This is a genomic window from Ignavibacteriales bacterium, from assembly GCA_016709155.1.
Classification (GTDB): Bacteria; Bacteroidota; Ignavibacteria; order Ignavibacteriales; family Ignavibacteriaceae; genus JADJEI01.
In genome coordinates, this window is the sequence record JADJEI010000001.1 from 1,437,686 (window position 1) to 1,460,714 (window position 23,029).

The 23,029-nt window shown below is 36.9% G+C and carries 18 protein-coding genes and 1 pseudogene; 9 read left to right on the forward strand and 10 right to left on the reverse strand.

Annotated features, from left to right (window positions below):
* Positions 1-376 precede the first annotated feature (376 nt).
* The 5 genes from IPH11_06990 to IPH11_07010 form a co-directional block, all read right to left on the reverse strand.
* Positions 377-2,047, reverse strand: a complete 1,671-nt coding sequence (locus tag IPH11_06990; GenBank protein MBK6913405.1) for a T9SS type A sorting domain-containing protein — start codon at positions 2,045-2,047, stop codon at positions 377-379.
* A 138-nt stretch (positions 2,048-2,185) separates the two neighbouring features.
* A complete protein-coding gene (locus IPH11_06995; GenBank protein MBK6913406.1) occupies positions 2,186-2,737 on the reverse strand; it encodes a hypothetical protein in 552 nt (183 codons plus the stop codon).
* Positions 2,697-2,870 (reverse strand): hypothetical protein, encoded by a 174-nt coding sequence (locus IPH11_07000; GenBank protein ID MBK6913407.1) that lies wholly within the window; start codon positions 2,868-2,870, stop codon positions 2,697-2,699. The genes IPH11_06995 and IPH11_07000 overlap by 41 nt, the downstream gene beginning before the upstream one ends.
* A gap of 260 nt (positions 2,871-3,130) precedes the next feature.
* A complete protein-coding gene (locus IPH11_07005) occupies positions 3,131-6,370 on the reverse strand; it encodes a PD40 domain-containing protein (protein ID MBK6913408.1) in 3,240 nt (1,079 codons plus the stop codon).
* 117 nt (positions 6,371-6,487) lie between these two features.
* Positions 6,488-7,279: an alpha/beta fold hydrolase gene (locus tag IPH11_07010; GenBank protein MBK6913409.1), complete on the reverse strand. Its 792-nt coding sequence runs from the start codon at positions 7,277-7,279 to the stop codon at positions 6,488-6,490.
* A gap of 128 nt (positions 7,280-7,407) precedes the next feature.
* On the opposite strand from IPH11_07010, the gene IPH11_07015 reads away from it, so the two are divergent.
* The gene (locus tag IPH11_07015) at positions 7,408-8,898 is read left to right on the forward strand and encodes a glycogen synthase (GenBank protein ID MBK6913410.1); all 1,491 of its coding nucleotides are present in this window, start codon (positions 7,408-7,410) and stop codon (positions 8,896-8,898) included.
* Between the two features lie 99 nt (positions 8,899-8,997).
* Positions 8,998-9,654: a peptide-methionine (S)-S-oxide reductase MsrA gene (msrA, locus tag IPH11_07020; GenBank protein ID MBK6913411.1), complete on the forward strand. Its 657-nt coding sequence runs from the start codon at positions 8,998-9,000 to the stop codon at positions 9,652-9,654.
* Here msrA and corA read toward each other — a convergent pair.
* Entirely contained in the window at positions 9,651-10,673 is a 1,023-nt protein-coding gene (corA, locus tag IPH11_07025; protein MBK6913412.1) for a magnesium/cobalt transporter CorA, read from the reverse strand. The genes msrA and corA overlap by 4 nt on opposite strands.
* Positions 10,674-10,849: 176 nt before the next feature.
* Between corA and IPH11_07030 the strand changes: the two genes are divergently transcribed.
* From IPH11_07030 to IPH11_07055, 6 genes and pseudogenes are all read left to right on the forward strand, one after another.
* Positions 10,850-11,140, forward strand: a complete 291-nt coding sequence (locus IPH11_07030; GenBank protein MBK6913413.1) for a hypothetical protein — start codon at positions 10,850-10,852, stop codon at positions 11,138-11,140.
* Between the two features lie 20 nt (positions 11,141-11,160).
* On the forward strand, positions 11,161-11,412 hold the full coding sequence (locus tag IPH11_07035; protein MBK6913414.1) for a hypothetical protein: 252 nt from the start codon (positions 11,161-11,163) through the stop codon (positions 11,410-11,412).
* Positions 11,413-11,432: 20 nt separating this feature from the next.
* Entirely contained in the window at positions 11,433-12,140 is a 708-nt protein-coding gene (locus tag IPH11_07040; protein MBK6913415.1) for a hypothetical protein, read from the forward strand.
* Complete coding sequence (locus tag IPH11_07045; GenBank protein ID MBK6913416.1) at positions 12,073-13,158, forward strand: hypothetical protein; 1,086 nt, start codon at positions 12,073-12,075, stop codon at positions 13,156-13,158. The genes IPH11_07040 and IPH11_07045 overlap by 68 nt, the downstream gene beginning before the upstream one ends.
* 92 nt (positions 13,159-13,250) lie before the next feature.
* Positions 13,251-14,452: pseudogene (locus tag IPH11_07050) on the forward strand (ATP-grasp domain-containing protein).
* 437 nt (positions 14,453-14,889) lie between these two features.
* On the forward strand, positions 14,890-16,245 hold the full coding sequence (locus tag IPH11_07055) for a cytochrome C peroxidase (GenBank protein MBK6913417.1): 1,356 nt from the start codon (positions 14,890-14,892) through the stop codon (positions 16,243-16,245).
* 70 nt (positions 16,246-16,315) lie between these two features.
* On the opposite strand, the gene IPH11_07060 is transcribed toward IPH11_07055, so the two are convergent.
* The 4 genes from IPH11_07060 to IPH11_07075 all read right to left on the reverse strand — a co-directional run bounded on the left by IPH11_07060 (position 16,316) and on the right by IPH11_07075 (position 20,416).
* Positions 16,316-18,493, reverse strand: coding sequence for a S9 family peptidase (locus IPH11_07060; protein MBK6913418.1), 2,178 nt, complete (start codon positions 18,491-18,493; stop codon positions 16,316-16,318).
* A 114-nt stretch (positions 18,494-18,607) separates the two neighbouring features.
* A complete protein-coding gene (locus IPH11_07065; protein ID MBK6913419.1) occupies positions 18,608-18,892 on the reverse strand; it encodes an N-acetyltransferase in 285 nt (94 codons plus the stop codon).
* A gap of 127 nt (positions 18,893-19,019) precedes the next feature.
* Positions 19,020-19,625, reverse strand: coding sequence for an HAD family phosphatase (locus tag IPH11_07070; protein MBK6913420.1), 606 nt, complete (start codon positions 19,623-19,625; stop codon positions 19,020-19,022).
* Between the two features lie 14 nt (positions 19,626-19,639).
* A complete protein-coding gene (locus IPH11_07075; protein ID MBK6913421.1) occupies positions 19,640-20,416 on the reverse strand; it encodes a hypothetical protein in 777 nt (258 codons plus the stop codon).
* Between the two features lie 194 nt (positions 20,417-20,610).
* On the opposite strand from IPH11_07075, the gene IPH11_07080 reads away from it, so the two are divergent.
* Complete coding sequence (locus IPH11_07080) at positions 20,611-23,025, forward strand: carboxypeptidase-like regulatory domain-containing protein (GenBank protein ID MBK6913422.1); 2,415 nt, start codon at positions 20,611-20,613, stop codon at positions 23,023-23,025.
* Positions 23,026-23,029: the final 4 nt, after the last annotated feature.

A 23,029-nucleotide genomic window follows, 5' to 3' on the forward strand; every position in this document is an offset into this window, starting at 1 on the left:
TTGCGGATTTCACCGGGGTTACCGCTGATGGCGCCAGGAGTACCGCGGATGTCATCGGGGGTACCGCCGGTGACGCAGGGATGCGCCGGATTGCGTGCGGGATACCCCACTTTTTAACAGGAGTACGCCCGGCAATATCGGGGATATCGCAGGTGATTTCGGGGGTATCGCGGATCCTTTCCGGTGTACCCCTGGCGGTACAAGGCGTACCGCGGATGACATCCGCTGTGCGATTTTTGGCAATTTTCGAGGTTTGGATGGGTTTATCTGGGAAATAGTTGCGGATGGGAAGGGATTGGAAGGTGAATATTACTTGAATGATAAAAACCTCCGATGGCATTGCCATCGGAGGTTTTGAGTAGTGATCCTTATTTAATTATTTTATCAACATCATCTGCTTCGATTCATTGAATAAATTTTTTCCATCCTTCATTGTAGTGATTCTATAAATGTAAACACCACTTGAAAGAGTGCTTGCTTCAAATGTTTTTTCGAAGTTACCTGTTTCGAGTTCTTCATTTACAAGTACTGCAATTTCTCTTCCAAGTATATCATAAACTTTAAGCGTTACAAAACTTTTCTCTGGAATTGAGAAAGTTATTGTTGTAGTTGGATTGAAGGGGTTGGGGTAATTTTGTTCAAGTGAAAATTCTAATGGTGTACTTATTTCCACTTCAATTGTGTTTGAGTATTCAAATGTTCCGTCAAAATCAATCTGTTTTAATCTATATGAATATTTCCCACTTGTAACATTTTGATCTGTAAATGAATATGATTTTGGTTCGGTTGTCGTTCCGAAACCAGTTATATATCCAATTTTTTCATAATTACTGCCGAATAGTTTTCTTTCAATCTCAAATCCCTGGTTATTAGTTTCAGTTGCCGTTGCCCAGTTAAGAAGAACTTTATTTTCCCCTACTGATGCTGTAAATGATGTGAGTTCTACAGGAATCATTTCATCGAGCGGTCTCTTCCAGACGCCGCCGTGGTAAGTTCCGGCAAATAGATTCGCGCCCGAGACGGAAAGGGCTAAGACATAAGTATTGGTCAATCCATTATTAATCTCCGTCCAGCTAGTGCCGTTGTTGGTGGAAAGAAAGACCCCGCCGCCAGTTCCGGCAAATAGGTTCGCGCCCCCTGCTCCATTGGGGGAGACGGCAAGAGCATTTACCAAAAGATTCGTCAAGCCGCTATTAACCGCCGTCCAGCTAGTGCCGTTGTTGGTGGAAAGAAAGACGCCGTGGTAACCAGTACCGGCAAAGAGATTCGTGCCAGAGACTGCGAGAGTATATACAGAAACATACATAGATAAACCATTGTTGATGGCTGTCCAATTTGTACCGTTGTTCGTAGAAAGAAAGACACCGTTGCCAGTTCCGGCAAAGAGATTCGAGCTCGAGACTGCAAGAGACAAAACAAGAGAGTTAGTCAAGCCGTTATTGACTTCGGTCCAGTTAGAGCCGTTGTTGGTGGAAAGAAAGACTCCGCCGCCCTCAGTTCCGGCAAAGAGATTCGCACCCGAGACGGCAAAAGCATTTACTTTAAGGTTCGTCAATCCGTTATTGGCTCCAGTCCAACTTGTGCCGTTGTTGGTGGAAAGAAAGACTCCGCCGCCCCAAGTTCCGGCAAAGAGATTCGTGCCCGAGACGGCAAGGGCATAGACATCAGTATCAGTCAAACCAGAATTGACCGCAGTCCAGTTTGTTCCGTTGTTGATGGAAAAAAAGACACCGCGGTAATTAGTTCCGGCAAAAAGACTCGTGCCACTGACGGCAAAAGCCTTGACATCAGTGTTAGCCAAGCCGTTATTGACTTCATTCCAGCTTGTGCCGTTGTTGGTGGAAAGAAAGACACCGCCGAATAAAGTTCCGGCAAAGAGATTCGTGCCCGAGACGGCAAGGGCATAGACTTCAGTATCAGTCAAACCAGAATTGACCTCCGTCCAGCTTGTACCGTTGTTGGTGGAACGAAAGACACCACCGCCATAAGTTCCGGCAAAGAGAATTGTTTCCGAGACGGCAAGGGCCTGAACATTAGTATTGGTCAAGCCGGAATTAACCGCCGACCAGCTTGTGCCGCTGTTGGTGGAGATAAAGACGCTGTCGCCAGTTCCGGCAAAGAGATTCGTTCCCGAAACGGCAAGGGCAATTACATAAGGAGTCGTTAAACCAGAATTAACGGCTGACTAGCTTGTGCCGTTGTTGGTGGAAAGAAAGACTCCACCACCATAAGTTGCGGCAAAGACATTCGTGCCAGAGACGGCAAGGGCAATTACAATAGTATTGGTCAAACCAGAATTGACCGCCGACCAGCTTATGCCGTTGTTGGTGGAAAGAAAGACTCCGCCGTAATCAGTTCCGGCAAAGAGATTCGTGCCGCTGACGGCAAGAACCTTGACAATAGTGTTCGTCAAGCCGTTATTGATTTCGGTCCAGCTTGTGCCGTTGTTGGTGGAAAGAAAGACTCCGCCGAACTCAGTTCCAGCAAAGAGGTTCGTGCCGCTGACGGCAAGAGCATTTACTTTAAGATACATCAATCCGTTATTGACTCCAGTCCAGCTTGTGCCGTTGTTGGTGGAAAGAAAGACTCCGCCGTCATAAGTTCCGGCAAAGAGATTCGAGCCCGAGACGGCGAAGCATTCAATAATGCCGCCACCCGGTCCATTTGTTTGCACCCACTGAGCATTTGTAATATTACTAAGAATTACGAAGGTGATAAATAAAGCTGCTCTTTTCATAAATTTTCCTCCTTAGAAAAATATTATTATTATTTTTTTCTTTATTTACATTCACATATTTAAGCATCGTATCAAGCGGTAATTTCACCTTTTCAAAACCTAAATCATCTCTTTCTTCAATGTGCGCCATCATTAACAGGGGTAAACTTAGTTCAATTTATAATTAAGCGCAAGATTTGCAATACATTTTATTATCTGACTGTAATCTCAAAATAAAATCCTCCCCGCTAAATATTCTTTAACAATAAAAGTAATTTTCAATCATTTCAAATAATTAAAAAAGGCTGCCTCCGTTAGGTAACGGATAAAGCAGCCTTTCAATTCATTTAGACCAATCGTTCTGGTAATCTTCAAAATTTTTGATTGAAGATTTTGAACCGCCTTTTGTTCATATTACTTCACAGGATAATCCGGCACAGTTGGAAAAGTAAACGGATCATCTTGAATTTTTTGAAGCGCTGTTTCAATCGCTTTATCAAGCTGATTGTCTTTTCCCATCATCATTGAAGCGGGATCGTTATCAATATAAATATCGGGATCGGCACCGTGATTTTCCACAAGCCATTTCCCTTCTTCACCAAAAAATGCATTGTTGGATTGATTGATGCTTCCATTGTCAATTGTAGTTTGTGCATTTATAATTCCAACCAATCCCCCCCATGATGGAACGCCCACAACTGTACCGAGATTGTTAGCTTTAAAATCTTCCACAAACGCTTCGCCGTCGGAACCGTTATACTCATTTGAAACAACAACAAACTTTCCGGTTGAAGTGCTGCCCGGGTATCTGAACGGTTCCATATCGCGCAGTACATTATAAGAAGACATTTTTCGTTCGAGCTTATCAATTAAGAAATATTCGGTCCAGCCGCCGCTGTTTCTTCTTACGTCAATTATCAATCCTTCTTTGTATCGGAAAGCACGCCAGTATTTATCGAACTCACCTATCCCCCCCGAACCCATTGCTGTAATATGCATGTAACCAAGTTTGCCGTTGGATTTATCGAGCACATACTTAATGTTATCGGTAATCCATCTTGCATAACGCAGTTGAGAAGAATTTTTAATAGGTTTAACCTCGTAAGTTATTGCACCATCCTTTGAGGGTTTGCTGTTTACGGTTACCGTTATTGTTTGTCCATCGGTTACTTGCAAATATTTGAAATAGTCATCCGGGGCCTTAATTTCATTTCCATTGATTTCAATAAGATAATCTCCTTCTTTCAAATCAATGTCAGGTCGTGACAATGGTGAAGTGTAAGAAAGGAACCACTCCGTTGGTCCATAGATTTTTTCAAACTTGTAGAAGCCGGAATTATCTGCTTTTAAATCAGCGCCAAGCCAGCCGGTAAACATTTTCGATTCGGGTGACTTCCACAAATCATTATCACCCCCACCAACATAAGTATGCGAAACACAAAGCTCGCCAACCATCTGCGACATCATCCAGTTTAATTCGTTTCGCGAGGAAAGGTATGGAATGTATGCTTTGTATTTTTCACCCATTGCCTTCCAATCGCGTCCGTGGAAATTTTTATCATAAAAGAAATCGCGGTAGAAACGCCAGCAGTCATCAAATATCTGATTCCATTCATTGTAAACGTTGACTGTGTAACTCATCTTATCAAGATTTAATTTACTGCCTAAAGTTTTCGATTTGAAAACATCATTAACTGACGAAGTGAAAAAATCTTTTTCTTTTCTGAAAATTATATTTTCTCTGTTTGTTGAAAGATCGTAATCCCTGATTTTCTCATCGAGAATGTTTTCCATCTTTGAAGCCATATCATAAATATGAAGGTTCCATTTAGTGTCATTTCCGGGTTTGAAAATCTGCTCATACTCATCTTCGGTGAACTTATCAACCGAGCACCACAATATTTTTCCGTTTCCTGCTTTAAGGTAGAAGTAATTTCCGGCATCAACAGGAAGGGGATAAGTTCGATTTTTAATTCCATCGAGGTCAATCCTGAAAGATTCATCACTTGATGTTTGAATCTTCACCACCGGATCGGCAAAGGGTGGAGTTTCGTTATCGCGAAGCTGAACAACCATCACCTGCTGCGGTGTGGTGACAACATGGTTATCCTCATAAAAATCCATTTGAATATCAAAATTTCTACTCGAAAGATAATAGAGATATTTTCCATTTGCATCGAAGGATGGGTTAAGATTATCGAAGAAATCATCAGTGATTGCAAATTTTTTATTCTGCTCAAGGCTGTAAAGATAGATCACATTGTTGCGGTTAAAATTTGTAAAGCTGTAAGCGATCCATTTGCTATCGGGCGACCAGCTGTAATCGCTCTCTTCCCAATAGAATTCATCATTCTTAAGTTGATTTGATTTGTCAACTTCAACAAGCTTTTTCGAATCAACATCTATGTAAAATAATTTGAAATCTTTATTGCCAAAAAGAATTTTCTTTCCGTCAGGCGACCACAAAAGGTGATACACAAATCTTTCAAGATTATCGGTAAGCTGAATCCACTCCCCGCCTTCTGCAGGTTGAATGTACAATTGATAATCTCCGGTTTTATCTGAGAAAAAAGCAATCCATTTCCCATCGGGAGAAATTTGAGGATACATCTCACGCGTGCCGGAAGTGTTCGATAAATTTTTGCTGCCGCCTTTGCCGGTTGAAACATTAAACAAATCGCCTCTCGCTTCAATCAAGGCAGTGCTTCCGTCATTCGACACATTCATAAAGTGCACATAATCTTTTGGATTGATCACTCTATCACGAAGTGCCCATCTATCAGAAGGAATGTTTACAGATATTTTTTTAGTTGAATTATTTTTTGAGTCAAGAATATTAATGTATCCGTTCTGAATAAACACAATTTGCTCGCCATCAGTTTCTGCCCACATTACGTCAAAGTCATTAAATTCAGTTGCCTGATGAATTTCTTTAGTGGTAAGATTTTCAAAATAAAGATTAGAAATTCCATTCGTACGGTCTGAAACGAAATACATCGAGTTATCAGTTATCCACATCGGGTAACTGTTTTTACCAACGTAGTCAGAGATTGGCGTGAATTCATTTTTTGAAAAATCATACATCCATATATCCTGATACCACCCGCCTTTGTAACGCTTCCAGTAATATTCCTCCTGACCTTTTCTGCAATAGAGCATTTTACTGCCGTCAGAGTTAAAACTGCAAAGCACACCGCGGTCAATCGGGAAACGTTCGGGCGCGCTTCCATTTTTGTTTACGAAATAAAGATTGGGATCGCGCATAATATAATTTTCAAAGAAGGAACGATAAACAACGCGGTTGCCATCCGGAGTCCATCCAATAGTCTGAGCACCGCCGGGATTGTAAGTCAGACGGGTGGGGGTTCCACCTTCGGTAGGAATTGAATAAACATTTGTCCCGCCGTCGTACTCGGCAGTGAAGGCAATTGTTTTTCCATCGGGAGAAAACTTTGCAGACCACTCATTTCCCGGCGCATTAGTAATTCGTGCAGCAGTTCCGCCGTTTGAACTAACAATCCATAGATCGCCTTCGTAAGTGAAAACAATTTTATCTTTGTAGATGTCGGGGTAGCGCATAAATCTGCCTTCGATGGCAGAAGAATTTTGGATGAATAAGAATGAAATGAATAAAGAAAGAAATATTTTTTTCATAAAAACCTCTATTTACTTGATGTTCAAACTTAGGGAAAAGATGTTTTAGAAAAAATCAAGTTAAACTCCCGTTGGTGGGTTTATCAAATTATACAGCCATTCAAATAAAAATGAATATCAGATAATAGATGCTAAAAAGCTGTTGATCTGTTCATTGACAAAATCCGGGTTTTCGACCGGCGACATATGACCGGAGTTTGGAACAATGCTAAATTTACCCGCCGGGATTTCATCTGCCATTGATTTCATTACTGAAGGTGGGGTTAGTTTATCATCGTCACCGCATAAAACCAAAACAGGTATTTTTAAAGTCGAAAGCGATGGTGAAGAATCTGTTCTACCCGACATTGCAAGCAAGCATCCTTTAACAGCAATCGGATTTGAAGCCATTGATGTTTCAATAATTGCTAAATAAATATCGCTGTTTTGCTTCATAAAATTTTCCGAAAAACAATTTGGAACAAACCCGGAAACAAATTCTTTTACTCCATTTGTGTTTATCAATTTAATTGCTGCTGCTCTTTTTAATTTCCCTTCATTGGTATCTGATTCCGATCTTGTATCGCAAAGTATTGCTGCTTTAAATTTATTTGGTATTCGCTCGAGAGCACGAAGAGAAATATACCCACCCATAGAAAGACCGCACAAAACCGGACTGTTCAGCTTCAACATTTGAATAATTGATTCAAGATCATCAACAAATGATTCGAGAGTATATTGACCATCCCCCGCAGGTGAAGCACCAAGTCCGCGAACGTCGTAAGTAACGCAGAAATATTTATCTTTAAGCTCTTCGACCTGATTATTCCACATGGAGTGATCAAATGGGAAGCCATGTACAAAAATAATAGATGGATTTTCCTTACGTCCGGAAGTAAAAACTTTTAATGAATTAATTGAAGTTTCCATTTTGTCTCCGTTGTTATTAATATAAAAGATAAATCTTTGAAATAAATTATGCACTATTTCTGAAAAAACAATTTTATCTGCATAATTGATTTTCTATTTTTCAATAAAGAAATTAAAAAGATATGAAAATGAAAATAGCCATAGCTGCGGCAGAAGCAGTTCCTTATGCAAAAACAGGAGGACTGGCAGACGTTGCCGGCTCACTTCCAAAAGCACTCGATAAACTCGGGTGCGAAGTAAAATTATTTATTCCGAAATACTCTTCCATAGACGAAACTAAATTTGGTCTTCGATACAATTGGACGATCGGCGAAATGCCGATAAGAGTGAACGGGTATGTTCGTTCTGTTCATCTTCATCAGGCAATGCTGCCGGATTCGAACGTAGAGGTAAACTTTATTGATTGTCCGCACTATTTTCACCGCGGTAGAATTTATACAAACGATTTGGATGAAGATGAAAGATTTATCCTTTTTTCAAAAAGTGTAATTGAAACATTGCAGCGTCTAAGATGGATACCCGACGTTATTAATTGCAATGATTGGCAAACAGGGTTGATCCCGCTTTATTTAAAAGATAATTATAAGTGGGATAGAATGTTTGACAACACAGCAACGCTTTTTACTATTCATAACATTGGTTATCAGGGAAGATTTTCAAAATCAACTATAGCCGCTGCTGAAATACGAGGAAATTTATTTTATCCGAATGGTCCTGTTGAACACGATGGATCCGTTTCTTTTATGAAAACAGGAATTTTGTTTTCTGAAATTATTAATACTGTCAGCAACACATACTCACACGAAATTCTGACTCCCGAATATGGCGCGGGGCTCGATGCTGTACTTCGCTCAAGAAGCGAAGATTTGTTTGGTGTTTTAAATGGAGTGGATTATAATGAATGGAATCCTGAAACTGATAAGTACATTCCATTTCATTATTCATTAAAAGATATGTCGGGCAAAATAAAAAATAAAAAATTCCTTCTCGAACATTTCAATATGCCGTTCAATGAGAATGTCCCGTTGATAGGAATTGTTTCCCGTATAGTTGAACAAAAAGGGTTTGACATTTTTTCCGAGGCTTTAAATTCGATAATGGGGTTAAACGCACAATGGATTATTCTTGGCAGCGGGGAGGAGCAATATGAAGAATTATTTCGCATGCTTCACAAACACCTCCCTCAAAAAATATCAGCCTATTTAGGATTTAATAATGAACTTTCTCATCTGATCGAAGCTGCTTCGGATATATTTTTGATGCCTTCGCGGTATGAACCTTGCGGGCTCAATCAAATTTATAGTTTGAAGTACGGAACTGTTCCGGTTGTAAAAAAAACCGGCGGACTTGCCGATACAGTTAAAGATTGGGATGAAGAAATGCACTACGGCTCCACTCATGGCAATGGATTCTCCTTTTACGATCACTCTGGTTTTGCTTTATACAAATCTTTAGAGCGCGCAGTAAATGTTTTCCATACTAAAGAAGTCTGGAATAAAATAATATATAACGGGATGACCAGTGATTTTTCGTGGCAGCGCTCTGCTGAGAAATATATTGAACTATACAAACTTGCTGTACAGAAGCACAAGGAATTGTTCACTCAAAAATTGCCTTGATCAGTCCTATTAATATTGTTGATATTTTCCATTGAATATCTTTCAGTTAATTACGAATTAAATTCTATAATCAATTTCAGAAAGCGATGGAGAAATTATATGCGAACAATGATTTTAGTTTTAACAATTTTTTCAACTGTGGTTTTGCAAGGCTGCCAGGAATCTAAAAATGAAAACCAAATAAAGAATAAAAAAAATATGAATGAAGTACAAAATAAAAATCTTACTACTGCTACATTTGCATCCGGTTGTTTTTGGTGCACGGAGGCAATTTTCGAAAGAGTAAAAGGAGTTTATTCAATTGAATCCGGGTACACCGGCGGCACAATTGAAAATCCGAGTTACCAGCAAGTAAGCAATGGAAATACTAATCATGCAGAAGCAATTCAATTAATGTTTGATTCAACAGAAATCACTTATGATGAATTACTCGAAATCTTTTGGAAGACCCACGATCCCACCACCCTTAACAAACAAGGAGCTGACACCGGTACACAGTATCGTTCCGCAGTTTTCTATCATAACGAAGAACAAAAACAAAAAGCCGAATTCTATAAAAATGAATTAAACAAAGCCGGCTTATGGAATGATCCTATTGTAACAGAAATAGTTCCATTTAAAAAATTTTATAAGGCAGAAGACTATCACCAGGATTATTACGAGAATAACCCCAATCAAGGCTATTGTGCTTATGTGATCACACCGAAAGTGGAGAAGTTTGAAAAAATATTTAAAAACAAATTAAAGAAAGACTAAAACCATTTTTTTCTTTTAAAATAATAAAGCATTCCGGCAATCAGTGTAAAAGAAAATATCCAGAAACCCCAGGGGTAAATCCAGCGGATATTTAACTCCGGCATGATTTTGAAATTCATTCCATAAACACCTACAAGAAAAGTAAGCGGAATAAAAAGCGTTGAGATAATAGTTAGGACTTTCATAATCTCATTCATTCTGTTGCTCAAACTTGATAGATAAGTATCAAGCATTCCACTCACAATATCGCGGAGTGATTCTATTGTTTCGATTATTTGAATTGTATGATCATAAACGTCGCGAAGATATATTTCAGTACTTTTTTTGATTAATGGCGAATCTCTTCTTTGCAAAATGTTGATCACTTCTCTCAGCGGCCAAACTGATTTTCGCAGCATAATCATTTCGCTTCTAAGGTTATGAATTCTGTGAACATTTTTATTCTGTGGTGAAGTGATAACTTGATCTTCAAGTACTTCGATAGTTTCGCCAAGTTTTTCAAGCAGGAAAAAATAACTGTCAACAACTGCATCAATACATGCGTAAGCAAGATAGTCGCTTCCTGATTTTCTTATTTTACCCTTACCGCTTTTCAGCCTTGCTAAAATCTCTTTAAATGGATCAGTATCATTTTCGACAAACGTTAAGAGTAAATTCTCTTTTAAGATTAAACTTACTTGCTCACTTTTCAGTTCATTTTGCGAATAGAAAAAAATTCGTGCGACGATGAAGAGATAATCATCAAAATCTTCAACCTTTGGGCGCTGCTCTGTATTCAAAATATCTTCGATGGTCAAAGGATGTATTCCAAACTGATAGCCAATTTTTTCAAGCGCATCTACATTGCTTAATCCTTTGATATTTATCCATGTTAGAGTGTCATTATTAATCAGTGGAAATATTTTCTCGACATCCTCAAAAGTTTTTTCTTCGAAAATATTTTCTGAATAGAGGATTAAAGAAATTGAAATAATTTGAGATTTTTTATCTCCGGTATAGATGAATGAACCTGGTGAGATGCCGGCGGGTTTTTTCTCGTTTTAATTATTTTTTTCATAGTTGAAATGGAATTTGTAATTGGTATTATTCATTTGACATAATTATTTTTTTTAGTCCGAGTGAAAATATCGTTGCCTGAATTAAGATTCAAATTTATCTTTTACAAATAAATTTTTTTTAATATTAATAGCCATTAATGAAACTTCAAATAAGAGAACTGAAGAAGAACAATTGGAATGATCTAGAAGCACTATTTGGAGAGCGCGGGGCTGTTGGAGGCTGCTGGTGCATGTGGTGGAGAATATCAAGATCAGTTTATGAAAAGCAAAAGGGTGCGGGAAATAAAAAATCTTTCAAGCAAATTGTTAACAAGGGAAGAGTGCCCGGATTACTTGCTTATCATAAAAAGCAGCCTGTAGGCTGGTGCTCAATCGAACCCCGCGAAAATTTTCCAGTGCTGGATCGTTCAAGAGTACTGAAAAAGTAGACGAGCGACCAGTTTGGTCATTGTTTGTTTTTTTCATACACAAAGATTTTAGAGATAAAGGAGTAAGTATCGAACTGATTAAAGCTGCGGTTAATCACGCTAGAAAGAAAGGTGCAAAAATTGTTGAAGGCTACCCGCACGAGCCAAAGAATAAAGAAATGCCGGATGTATTTGCACACACGGGTATTTATTCGGCATTTAAACAAGCAGGGTTTGTTGAAGTTGAACGAAGATCTGCGTCAAGACCAATTATGCGTTATCATATTGATTGAGAAATAAAATTTATCAACAAATGGAAAAAAGAAAAATTAATAGGAAGAAAATTCCGCAACAGTGGCTAACCCATTTTGAAAATTCAAATTTTCTCGAATCACCAAACTATAGCGACACAATAAAATATTTTCAAAAGTTTGAAGTTGAATCACCGTACGCAAAATTATTAACAATTGGAATTAGCCCGCAAAGAAGAGAAATAAAACTTTTAGTTATATCGAAAGGGAATGAATTCACTCCTGAAGAAGCAGCTAAAAGCAGTAAGGCAGTTGTACTTATTCAAAATGGAATTCATCCCGGAGAGATTGAAGGCAAAGATGCTTGTATGCTTTTACTGCGAGAAATTCTAATCACAAAAGAAAAAGAATATCTGCTCGATAATATTATTCTTTTAATAATACCGGTGTTTAATGTTGATGGTCACGAAAGATTGAGCTACTATAATCGTCCAAATCAAAATGGACCAAAAGAAATGGGCTGGCGAACCACTTCGCAAAATTTAAATCTTAATCGCGATTACATGAAAGCTGATACTCCTGAAATGCGTTCGTGGTTAAAAATGTTTTCTGCATGGCTTCCTGATTTTATGATTGATAACCACACCACTAACGGCGCAGATTATCAATATCATGTTACTTATGGTATTGAGAAATTTCAGAATGTTCATCCTCTACTTTCTACATTCGTCAAAAAAAAATATTTACCTTTTCTTTCTTCAACATGTTGAGCAAGATGGTTTTCTAACCGCTCCTTATATTGAATTTAAAGGCAGTACTCTTGAATCGGGAATTGTTGATGTCCCATTAATGCCGAGACTATCTACAGGATATTGTGCTGTGCAAAATCGAATTTGCCTGCTCGTTGAGACTCACAGTTTAAAACCTTTTAAGAACAGAGTTTTCTCAACAAAGTCAATGATGCTTCATTCTTTGGAATTTATAAATCAAAACTTTAAAGAAATTAAGAGACTAAATAAAAGAGCTGACGAAAGCTCAGTAGTTGAGTTTTTTAAAAAGAAAAATAAAATTCCGGTTCATTTTATTCTTACTGATAAGTTTGAAAGGATGAGATTTAAGGGGTTCAAATCATATCAGGAAGAAAGTCCGATCACCGGGGCACTGATTACACGATTTACAAATTCTAAAACCGAATTTGATATTCCCATTTTCAATAAATCTATAATCGGGGATTCCATAACCCTGCCGCTTGCATATTCAATACCTAAACAATTCACTAATATTATTGAAATATTAAACTGTCACCGAATTGCATATTTTCAATTGGAAGACAACGCAAAAGTTCGGATTGAAAAATATAGATTTACCAAAGCAGAATTTTGGAAGCGACCATACGAAGGAAGATTATTAGTTGATGTTGAACACGAGACAACAACAGAAGAAGTTTTGTTACCGAATCGAACTTTTATCGTACCAACTAATCAACGGACAATCAGGGTTATTGCAAATTTATTCGAACCAAAGTCTCCAGATTCATTTGTAAGCTGGGGCTTCTTCAATGCATTCTTCGAAAGAAAAGAATATGCTGAAGATTTTGTAATGGAGCCTTACGCTAAAAAAATGTTAGATGACAATGTGAAATTAAGAAATGAGTTTTTCCATTTAGTAAAGGTGGATGAATATTTCAGGCTTAATCCACTTGAAAGGTTGGATTTCTTCTATAGACGCTCTCCATTTTTCGATAATGGTGAAATGATTTATCCGATATTTAGAATAATTAATTTTTAAAATAAATTGATTCTCAGTCGAACTATTGCTAAAATGAATCTAAAATAATTTGAAGTTAATAAATCAGTACAACATGCTTGAAGGAAACTAAAATGCCGTTGACTATTCTTTGCATAACAAGCTATGAAAAAGGTCAGGAATTTTTACGAGCTGCAAAAAATCTTGGCTGCAGAGTTTTATTGATCACTTCCAAAAGTCTTGAAGAAGCGAATTGGCCGCGCGAAAGTATTGATGAAATTTTTTACATCGCAGATATTGATAAAGAATGGCAGATGAAAGACTTGCTTTATGGTGTCAGCTACCTTGCCCGAACAGAGAAGATTGACCGCATTGTTCCGCTTGATGATTTTGATGTAGAACGTGCTGCGGCACTTCGTGAACATCTTAGAACACCGGGGATGGGTGATACAACCGCAAGATATTTTCGCGATAAACTTGCAATGAGAACGCGTGCTGCAGAAATGAAAATACCTGTTCCGGAATTTATTCATATTCTAAATTATGATGCCATTAAGGAATTTATGCAAAAAGTGAAATTCCCGTTGATCATTAAACCGCGAATGCAGGCTGGCTCTCACGGAATGAAGAAAGTTAATAACGAAGCTGAAGTTTGGAAAAGACTTAACGAACTTGGCGATGAACAATCATTTTTTTTAATGGAGAAATTTATCCCCGGCAATATTTACCATGTTGATTCAATCATTTACGAAAAAGAAATCCGTTTTGCATTAGCTCATCAATACGCTAAACCGCCCATGGAAGTTGCTCATGAGGGAAGGGTTTTTTCTACACAAACCATGCTTCGCGGAAGTGAGGATGAAAAAAAACTTCTTAAACTTAATGAAAAAGTTCTTAAAGCAATGGGGATGGTAAGAGGGGTATCACACACAGAATTTATTAAAGCCGATATTGATGGTAAATTTTATTTCCTCGAAACTTCAGCAAGGGTTGGCGGTGCTAATATTGCAGAACTTACAGAAGCAGCCTCGGGAGTTAATCTCTGGCGCGAATGGGCAAAAATCGAAATATTAAAGGGAGAGGAGAATATCACTTACCGGAAATTCGAAATGATTATGCAGGCTTACTTAATTCACTTGCCAAGCAGGAATATCCGGACTTGAGTTCTTACAACGATTCTGAAATTTACTGGAAACTGGAGAAAAAGTACCACGCAGGATTAATAATTAAATCCCATTCATTTGAAAGGATAAATGATTTATTAAGAATTTATACCGCAAGATTCTATCAGGATTTTTTCACAACGCAGCCTCTTTCAGAAAGAGCAGGACACTGAATTCCGAGCGGTGTGTATAAATGAATTTTAAAGCATTCTTTTGAGACGCATCTGTTTTTTACTATCTTTTTGAAACAGAATAATTTTTCACTCCCTTAGAATTTCATTTGAATTAACAACTATCAATTATTTTTTGCTGGGGTATAATTCTTGATTCATTATAAAATAATTTTATCAGCCTATTGTTTTTGTTTATTCAATGTTACATATTTGCCCCCGAAAATTGCAACATTCGTTATTCTCTGAATTTTCTTTCAATTATTTACGGTTAAAAAATTAATTATTAAAAATATAAATGTAGCATCTTTGTAATCGAATAGGAATTTTCAAGGTTTTAGAATTCATTTCAAAAGTTACAGATTAAGTATAAAAACAAATTTCCTGTTATTTCTAATTAATCAATCATCAACTTAAATTACTCAATGAGAGGAGTGATTATGTTAAAAAACATGTACGAAAAGTACAAATCAATATGGAATGTGACTGCTGCTATGTTTGTAGCTTTTATATTCCTTGCAGTTTTGCCGGGATGTCAGAAAGATGAAGATCCGGTTCAAACTACAACTGAAGATTTAGTAGCTAAATACAATCTTCAGACTTTAGGTTCGATACCTTATCCCGCAGATAATCCGCCTATTCCAGAAAGAATAGCTTTAGGCAGATTACTTTTTTATGATCCAATTCTTGGCGGTGAACAGGATGTTGCTTGCGGTACTTGCCATCACCCACAATTTGGATTTAGCGATTTCCGTCAATTACCTTCAGGTACGGGCGGTTTTGGCTTAGGCCCAAGTAGAACATTGGGTGTATGCGCAAGCAGTGGTTTGGATGTAACCTTAACTCCACGCAATGCACCTTCATGTTGGAACTTAGCTTTCAATACTGACGATAGCGGAAGCCCTTCCTCTAACGGTGTTATGTTCTGGGACGGAAGAATAAGCAGCTTGGAAATACAAGCAAGTCGTCCGATTACTTCCAGAGTTGAAATGCGAGGTGATGCTTATGGAATGGATGATGTTGAAGCTGGAAATATTTCAGTAACAAAAGTTGTTGAAAAATTACGTGAAATACCTGAGTATGTTCAGTTATTTACAGTTGCTTTTCCATTAGAAGCTTCTCAGCATACTAACAACCCGAAGATGGTGATTGACTCATCAACTTATGTTAGATCAATAGGATCATTCGAAAGAGAATTAGTTGGTCGTTACACACCCTATGATAATTTCGTGAGAGGCGATGCGAGTGCCTTAAATGAAATTCAGAAACAAGGACTTGAGCTTTTCTTTGGAAAGGCAAAATGCAGTACTTGCCATAGCGGTCCGATGTTTACTGACTTTGAATTTGTTGTAAACGGTGTCCCACAATTCGGTCCCGGTAAAGGTGTTATTCCTGGTGATGATACCGGTCGTGAAGAAAAAACACTTGACCCTGCTGATCGTTATAAATTCAGGACACCTACATTGAGAAATGTTGAATTAACTGCTCCTTATATGCACGATGGAATTTTCGGCACACTTGAAGAAGTAGTTCAATTTTATAACAACGGTGCTCAACCACGTCATTCAAGCATATCCGATGATATGTTAGATCCTGTTTTAACTACACCGCTTGGTTTAACTGACGATGAAGTACAGGCAGTTGTGGAATTTATGCGCGCCCTTACCGATCCGGGTGTTGCATTACCATCATTTTATTTAACTGTTCCGGAAGTTGTTCCCAGCGGTTTGACTCCATTATTCGGAGTGAATGATTGGAATATTATCGGGCAGCCGGTAGTTACAAACAACAAATAATTTTATTTGTTATAAAAAAAATCCCCGAAACTTTTTTCGGGGATTTTTTATTTTAAATATGCTTTTATGTTTACTCAGTAATTAATTCTTTCCCAAGAAAATTTCTGAACCAGAATTGGACTTGTTCTCTTATTGCATGATTGAATTTTGGCCAGCCCACTCCATGCCTTTCGTTCGGATATAACATCAATTCAAAATCTTTATTCAGTGTAGTAAGTTTATCAATCAACTGAATTGTGTTTTGCATGTGCACGTTGTCGTCCATTGTCCCGTGAGTAATTAAAAGATGTCCTTTGTAATTATCAGCGTGCGTAATAGACGAGGCAAAATTGTATCCATCAGGATTTTCCGCTGGAGTATCCATATATCGTTCTGTATAAATATCATCATAAAGACGAAAATCAGTAACAGAATATTCTGCAACTCCATGAGTGAAATAATCAGCGCCATAAGTTAAAGCCATACAGGTAACATAACCACCATAGCTGCCGCCTGTAATTCCAATCTTAGTTTCATCAACAAATGGTTTTGACCGGAGCCATTTAACTGCTTCAATATAATCATGCATTTCCCACTTACCGAAATTGCGATGCATAAAGTCTGTCCCCTTTTTCCCAAAATGACCCGAACCTCTATGATCAACACTCATATAGATTATTCCATTCTGAGCCAGATAATATCCATTGAGCCAGTACTCGTAGGAGTTACTTACTGTTGGTGCACCAGGTCCGCCGTAAATATCTATAACAACGGGATACTTTTTTGATTCATCAAAATCCGGAGGTAAAATCCATTTAGCAGGAAAATCGAAACCATCGCCCGAAGGAATAGTAAACAACTCTACATGACCTAGCTTGTACTCATTCATTGCAGAGAGTTTTTGATCACCGAGCAGCCTGATTGACTGCCCATTGCTGTTAAGCATGAATATTTTTCTTGGAGTTTGAATATTAGTGTAGCGATCAATAATAAAATTTCCGTTTGGAGATACAGTACAGTTATGAGTACCAGCTTCCGAAGTTATCTGAAGAAAATTATCGCCGTGAATATCAACTTTATAAAACTGTGTCTCTGTAGATTTATCTTTTGAAGCATGATAATAAACCAATCCGGCTTCTTCATCTACGAATGAAATATCCGTCACAGTCCCTTCACCGGAGGTAATTTTGGAAATCAGTTTCCAGTTTTTATCATAATAGTAAATATTTTTCCATCCATCAATATCTGAGCGTAGTAAAAAGCCGTTTCCATTTTTAAAAACATACACGTCTTCTAAAAATTCTACCCACGTTGGCTGAGTTTCCTGATAGACTAAATTTCTTTTCCCATTAGTTGGGTCAGAGGAAAATATTTTTAGAGTGTCCTGCCCTCTGTTTATCCATTGATAGAAAAGTTGTTTGCTGTCGGTGTTCCAAAAAACCCACGCTACATAGCGATCAATATTTTCGTCCGTTTCAATCCAGGTCGTTAAACCGTTGTTAATATCCGCAACGCCAAGTTTGACCATTGGATTAGGATCCCCTGGTTTGGGATAATGTTCCCACTCAAGTTCACCGTGAATTCCATCGGCACGAAATAGTGGAAATTTTGGAACCGGTGAATCATCAAACCGTAAATAAGCAATCATCTGGCTGTTTGGCGACCACCAAAATGCAGCATAGTTTGAAGCACGACCAAGTATTTCCTCATAATAAACCCACGAAGCATAGCCATTATAAATTTCATCTGCACCGTCAGATGTTAGCTGCTTCTCAACGCCCGATTGAACATTGACAAAAAATAAATTATTTGAACGTGTGAATGCAATCTTATTTCCGTCTGGAGAAAATTTGGGATTTTTTTCTTCTTCGATATTTTCAGTTAATCGTTTAAATATATTTTCTTTAAGAGAATAATAATAGATGTCATTATCATTAACGAAACAGTAACTATTTCGATCTTCAGTTACATCGTCACTTCTTTCTATTGAGAATCCATCGGGAAGATTTTTATTAACCTCGGAATAATTAATATATACTTCCTCCTCACCTGTTTCAGCATCTACTTTTAATAATACTGAATTGCCGTCAATGCTTTTAGTTTCAAGATAGTGGTTATCATCAAGCCAGCCCTGCAGGCGCGGCAGCGGTCCAAGTAACCTCGGTTCACCTCTCGAATATACTTGTTCGTAAGTGAGCTGCTTGTCTTGTGCTGAGATGAGGAAAGAAAAGAGAAGAAAAAGTCCTATTGATATCTGCAATTTTTTCATGAATGCTCCAATAGTAATAATGATTTAATGCTTAAAAATAATAATTAAACACTTCCGCTGAAGTCATTTTTTATAAAAAAATTCTCAAATAAATATCAGGCTGAAAGATTTGAATCAACTTCCGATTATTACATCGTGGAATTCGGAGTGTCTTTCCAGAAATGTCCAGATGTATGGGCAAGTAGGTATTACGATTAGAGCGTTCTCGCGGGCATACTGAAATGCTTCTTTAACAATTTCCGAAGCGATTCCTCTACCGCGGAAATCATACGGAACATAAGTATAATATAGATCAATTGTATCCTCCCCCCTCATTCGATATCTCAGATAACATTCTTTGCCGTCAACGGTTCCAGTAAACTTCTTGTTCTCGATATCGTGTGTTACTTCAATCTGCATAAAATTTCCTTGATTGATTTTTATGTAAAAATTATAACGTGTTGTAGATTATTGAATATTTGTTGGTGCTAATAAAATCAACTTTTTTGAAATAGTCAATATTGATTTAAATACTAATAACTATTTTTTATAAGACCTCTCTTACTTGAAACTCTTGAATTAGATTTTCATAGCTGACAAAATTTATGGCATCCCAACCTAATTTAATTGCAGCATCACAGTATTCCTTTACATCATCAATAAATAAATGTTGAGCCGGCGGAAACCCTGAAACAGTTTCCACTGCGCGGTAAATTTTTTCTTCGGGTTTTACGGCCCCTACCTTATGTGAAAGGATTAAACGATCGAAGTGTTTCAGAAAGTCAAATTTCTCCCACCCAAATTTTTTATGAATCGAATTGGTATTTGAAAGTAAAATCAATTTATAATTTTTTTTCAACTTAGGAAGTAAATTTGCAATGTCCTGGTTTACTCTGAATATTTCAGAAAAAAATCGGCAAAAAGTTTCGCTGTCAATTTTATAATCAAGGATATTCAGCATCTTATCAATGAACTGTTGATCTGTCATCGTGCCGCTTTCATAACTGCGGTGAATATGATAATTATTTTTGTATTCAGCTAAAAATTTTTCCCCCAACCCTGATGAAACTTTATTTAACCGATCAGTCATTATTTTATAATCGAATGGAATTAGAACGTTACCAAGATCAAACACAATTACAGAATATTTCAAATTCATTTTTTTATTTATTTAATTGTGAATATTTCATCTTTTAATCCTGAGTTTGTTTTAATTGAGCTAACATTAAACTCAAGCTGTTGGGCACCAAAGGACTGTTTAATTCTGAAGGGATATTTAACACCGTTCACCGGCTTGTAATCATAGAAAAAAGTTTGCTGATCAAAAGCACCCTGCTTGGTAACAACTTTTTTTTCTTCTTTCACTTTATAGCCTGTTTCAGCATCAAAGAATTGAGCCCAATTTGTTCCGCTTGGCAATGTGAATCTAACTTCATAACAATTTTTAGCCTCTATCATTTTCATTCCAATTAAAGTGATTTTAACTCCATAGTCAGCGGGATGAAGGATAAAATCAAGAGTTGCTTCTGCTTTTAATTTCTCAAGTTCTTCGTCCAAAATTTCAATTTCATTTTCTCCGGTTGACATTACACCTTTTTGCCCATCATAAAGTAATTGCTGGTTGAAGGTCCCGAATTTTATATCCTGCTTTAATTTATTGGGTGATTTCTGATAGGAAACAATCGTAACATTTTGTCCTTGAACAGTGCCTCGCATAACGGTCGTACGGTCAACAACATTTTTAATTGAATCTGAACCACCAATAGACTCAATGTATTTCTGAATTACTGAATCAGCGGTTAAATCCTTCGGACTGACTAAACTATCTGCGTTCGTAATCGTATCAGCATCACCAAAGATGTAGTTGGTTATATGCCCATAGGCAGGAGGGAAATATGTAAACAAAAGTAAAACAATAAATTTTAGAAATTTTTTTAATTTCATTTTTGATACCTTTAATATTCTTTTTTCGATATAACAAAATAGAAACTCCGCTCTAAATATTGAAGTAAATGCTGCACGAAATGTAGGTGTATATACATTCCCCGTAATTATTTGACCACTTGTCAATATGATCTTTTCAATTTGAAGGAAGAAAACATATTTTAGAACAAGGTAAAATCAATTAATAAATTATTATGAAAACAATTTCCTTTCTTTTGGTGTTTATTTTTTATCACTCCATTTTATTTTCGCAGAGCGATTTTTTTGTTCGCGGCAAAGTTACCGATGAGGCTAACAACCAACCTTTACCATTTGCAAATATAAGAGTTGATAAAACAAGTCTTGGTACTTCAGCAAACGCCGAAGGCAATTATGAATTGAAACTTGCTCAAGGCAAATACGATTTGATAGTTTCATATATTGGATTTATTTCGGATACTATTTCAATCAATCTTGATTCAGATAGAAGTGAAATTATCTTTTCACTTTTTCAATCCAAAGTGGATTTACCCGAAATAGTAATCCTGCCAGGCGAAAACCCCGCCCTCGAAATAATAAGAAAAGCAATTCTGAAAAAGCATGAACGAGAATTGAAAATTACTGATTACGAATTCGAGTCTTACACAAAAGGACTTGTGAGATCACAGAAGGAAATATCGGCAGGCAATAACAGCGTGGGGATTGGCATCGGGGCAGATTCGAGCGAATTGAAAATCACAGGTATTCTTGAAAATCAAAGCAAAGGATATTTCAAAAAACCTGATGGCTTCAAAGAAATTATTCTTGCAAGAAAACAAAGTTCAAATTTTCCTGCATCAATAAATATTCTTACCGGCGGAAGATTCATCCTAAATTTTTATGATGATGATGTGAATTTTTTCGGCAAGGATTTGCCAGGACCTTTAGCAGAGAACACACTCGACTATTATTATTTCTACATACAAAAAACTTTGGCCATTGATGACAGAAGAGTATTTCAACTTTACATGTCACCCGATGATAAAGATGATCCTGGTTTCGAGGGAAGTATTTTTATTACCGACAGTACTTTCGATTTAATTAAAGTTGATGTGCAGTTAAATCGGGCTGCAAATACCGGAGGAATTTTAGATACGAATAATATATTCCAGCAGTTTGCTTTGTTCGATGAATCAGTTTATATGCCCGTTGATTATAGATTATTTATTAAAGTAAATTTTATGGGACTTGCAAAGTTTGGTTTTGAAATGAACACTATTCTATATAATTATAAAATCAATAGCAGCATTAGTAATGATATTTTTAACAAAGCAATAATTACGGTTCTTCCGGAAGCCGATGAAAAAGATTCAACATATTGGTTCGCCACACAAACGATCCCGAATACAACTGAAGAGCAATTAGCTTATGAGAGAATTGACAGCTTAAAAAATATTCCTACAAATATTTGGGACGATTTTTCTATTTTCTCTACGAAAATGAATCTTTCTGAAAATGCCTCGACAAGTGCGCCGTTAGGTATGTACCACTTCAACAGGATTGAAGGACATTCTTTTGATTATGGTGTATGGTTGTATGAACTGAATAACCGACGAATAAGTTTATCACTCAATACAGGGTACGGGTTTTCCGACAAAAAATTCAAATGGAATTTTAATTCGAAAGTTCTACTCGGAGATTACAGAACTATCAGTATGAATCTGAATCTTTTTAACAAATTAAAAATCCTTTTTGATAATAGTGAAAATTATAACGAACTAACGAGTACGCTGCTTTCGCTGATTTCTAAATACGAATTCAGAGATTACTACTACTCACAAGGAGGCGGTATTAACTTAGAGGGAGAAGTTTTTCCAGTGCTAAAACTTCGTCTGGGATTTAATCACTCAAAAGATTTAATTGCTGAAAATAAAACTAATGTTTCTTTATTTTATGATAAGAAAACTTACAAAGCTAATCTTCCTATAAACGAAGTTACAATAAATTCCGTTTCAAGCGGCTTTACAATTGATTTCAGAGATTACATCGAAGATGGTTACTTCAGGAATAGAGTTTCCTTTGGAAAATCTTTTGTACTGCTTTCCGGTGATGTTACTTATTCATCTAATGATTTTTTGAGATCGGATTTTGATTTTACCACTTACGAATTGAAGTTGAGCGGCGCTTTGCAAAACTTCAGAAATTCTTCTTTAAGATTTTTAATTTATGGGATGTATAACGATGGCACTCTGCCATATCAAAAATTATTTTCACTACCGGGAAATATTGATTTAACTTCCCGGGAATTTACGTTCAGGACTTTGAATCTGAATCAAGTTGTTGGCGAAAGAGTTTTAACAATAAATATTGAACAAAACTGGTATGATGAAATTTTCAAAACTTTAGATTTACCTTTTCTAAGCAAGATGCAACTTCAATTAAACACATTTATTAATATGGCAATTGTAGAAACCGGAGAAAATACCAGCTCAATTGTTCCGAACAATATTGATTCTTTCCCTCATCCCTTTTATGAAGCAGGATTCGGAATCGCGCATCCATTGATTCCATTAAAAATCGAATTTGCGTGGAAATTAAATTACAGGGGAGAAAATAATTTTAGAGTCGGAATTAATTCGTTTATTTTTTAATAAA

Coding starts and splice junctions, on each gene's coding strand:
- IPH11_07065 (MBK6913419.1), bottom strand. CDS start 18,892: ATGCAGATTGAAGTAACACACGATATCGAGAACAAGAAGTTTACTGGA.
- IPH11_07015 (MBK6913410.1), top strand. CDS start 7,408: ATGAAAATAGCCATAGCTGCGGCAGAAGCAGTTCCTTATGCAAAAACA.
- IPH11_06995 (MBK6913406.1), bottom strand. CDS start 2,737: ATGAAAAGAGCAGCTTTATTTATCACCTTCGTAATTCTTAGTAATATT.
- IPH11_07005 (MBK6913408.1), bottom strand. CDS start 6,370: ATGAAAAAAATATTTCTTTCTTTATTCATTTCATTCTTATTCATCCAA.
- msrA (MBK6913411.1), top strand. CDS start 8,998: ATGCGAACAATGATTTTAGTTTTAACAATTTTTTCAACTGTGGTTTTG.
- IPH11_07075 (MBK6913421.1), bottom strand. CDS start 20,416: ATGAAATTAAAAAAATTTCTAAAATTTATTGTTTTACTTTTGTTTACA.
- IPH11_07060 (MBK6913418.1), bottom strand. CDS start 18,493: ATGAAAAAATTGCAGATATCAATAGGACTTTTTCTTCTCTTTTCTTTC.
- IPH11_07040 (MBK6913415.1), top strand. CDS start 11,433: ATGGAAAAAAGAAAAATTAATAGGAAGAAAATTCCGCAACAGTGGCTA.
- IPH11_07030 (MBK6913413.1), top strand. CDS start 10,850: ATGAAACTTCAAATAAGAGAACTGAAGAAGAACAATTGGAATGATCTA.
- IPH11_07080 (MBK6913422.1), top strand. CDS start 20,611: ATGAAAACAATTTCCTTTCTTTTGGTGTTTATTTTTTATCACTCCATT.
- IPH11_07010 (MBK6913409.1), bottom strand. CDS start 7,279: ATGGAAACTTCAATTAATTCATTAAAAGTTTTTACTTCCGGACGTAAG.
- IPH11_07000 (MBK6913407.1), bottom strand. CDS start 2,870: ATGATGGCGCACATTGAAGAAAGAGATGATTTAGGTTTTGAAAAGGTG.
- IPH11_07055 (MBK6913417.1), top strand. CDS start 14,890: ATGTTAAAAAACATGTACGAAAAGTACAAATCAATATGGAATGTGACT.
- IPH11_07045 (MBK6913416.1), top strand. CDS start 12,073: ATGTTCATCCTCTACTTTCTACATTCGTCAAAAAAAAATATTTACCTT.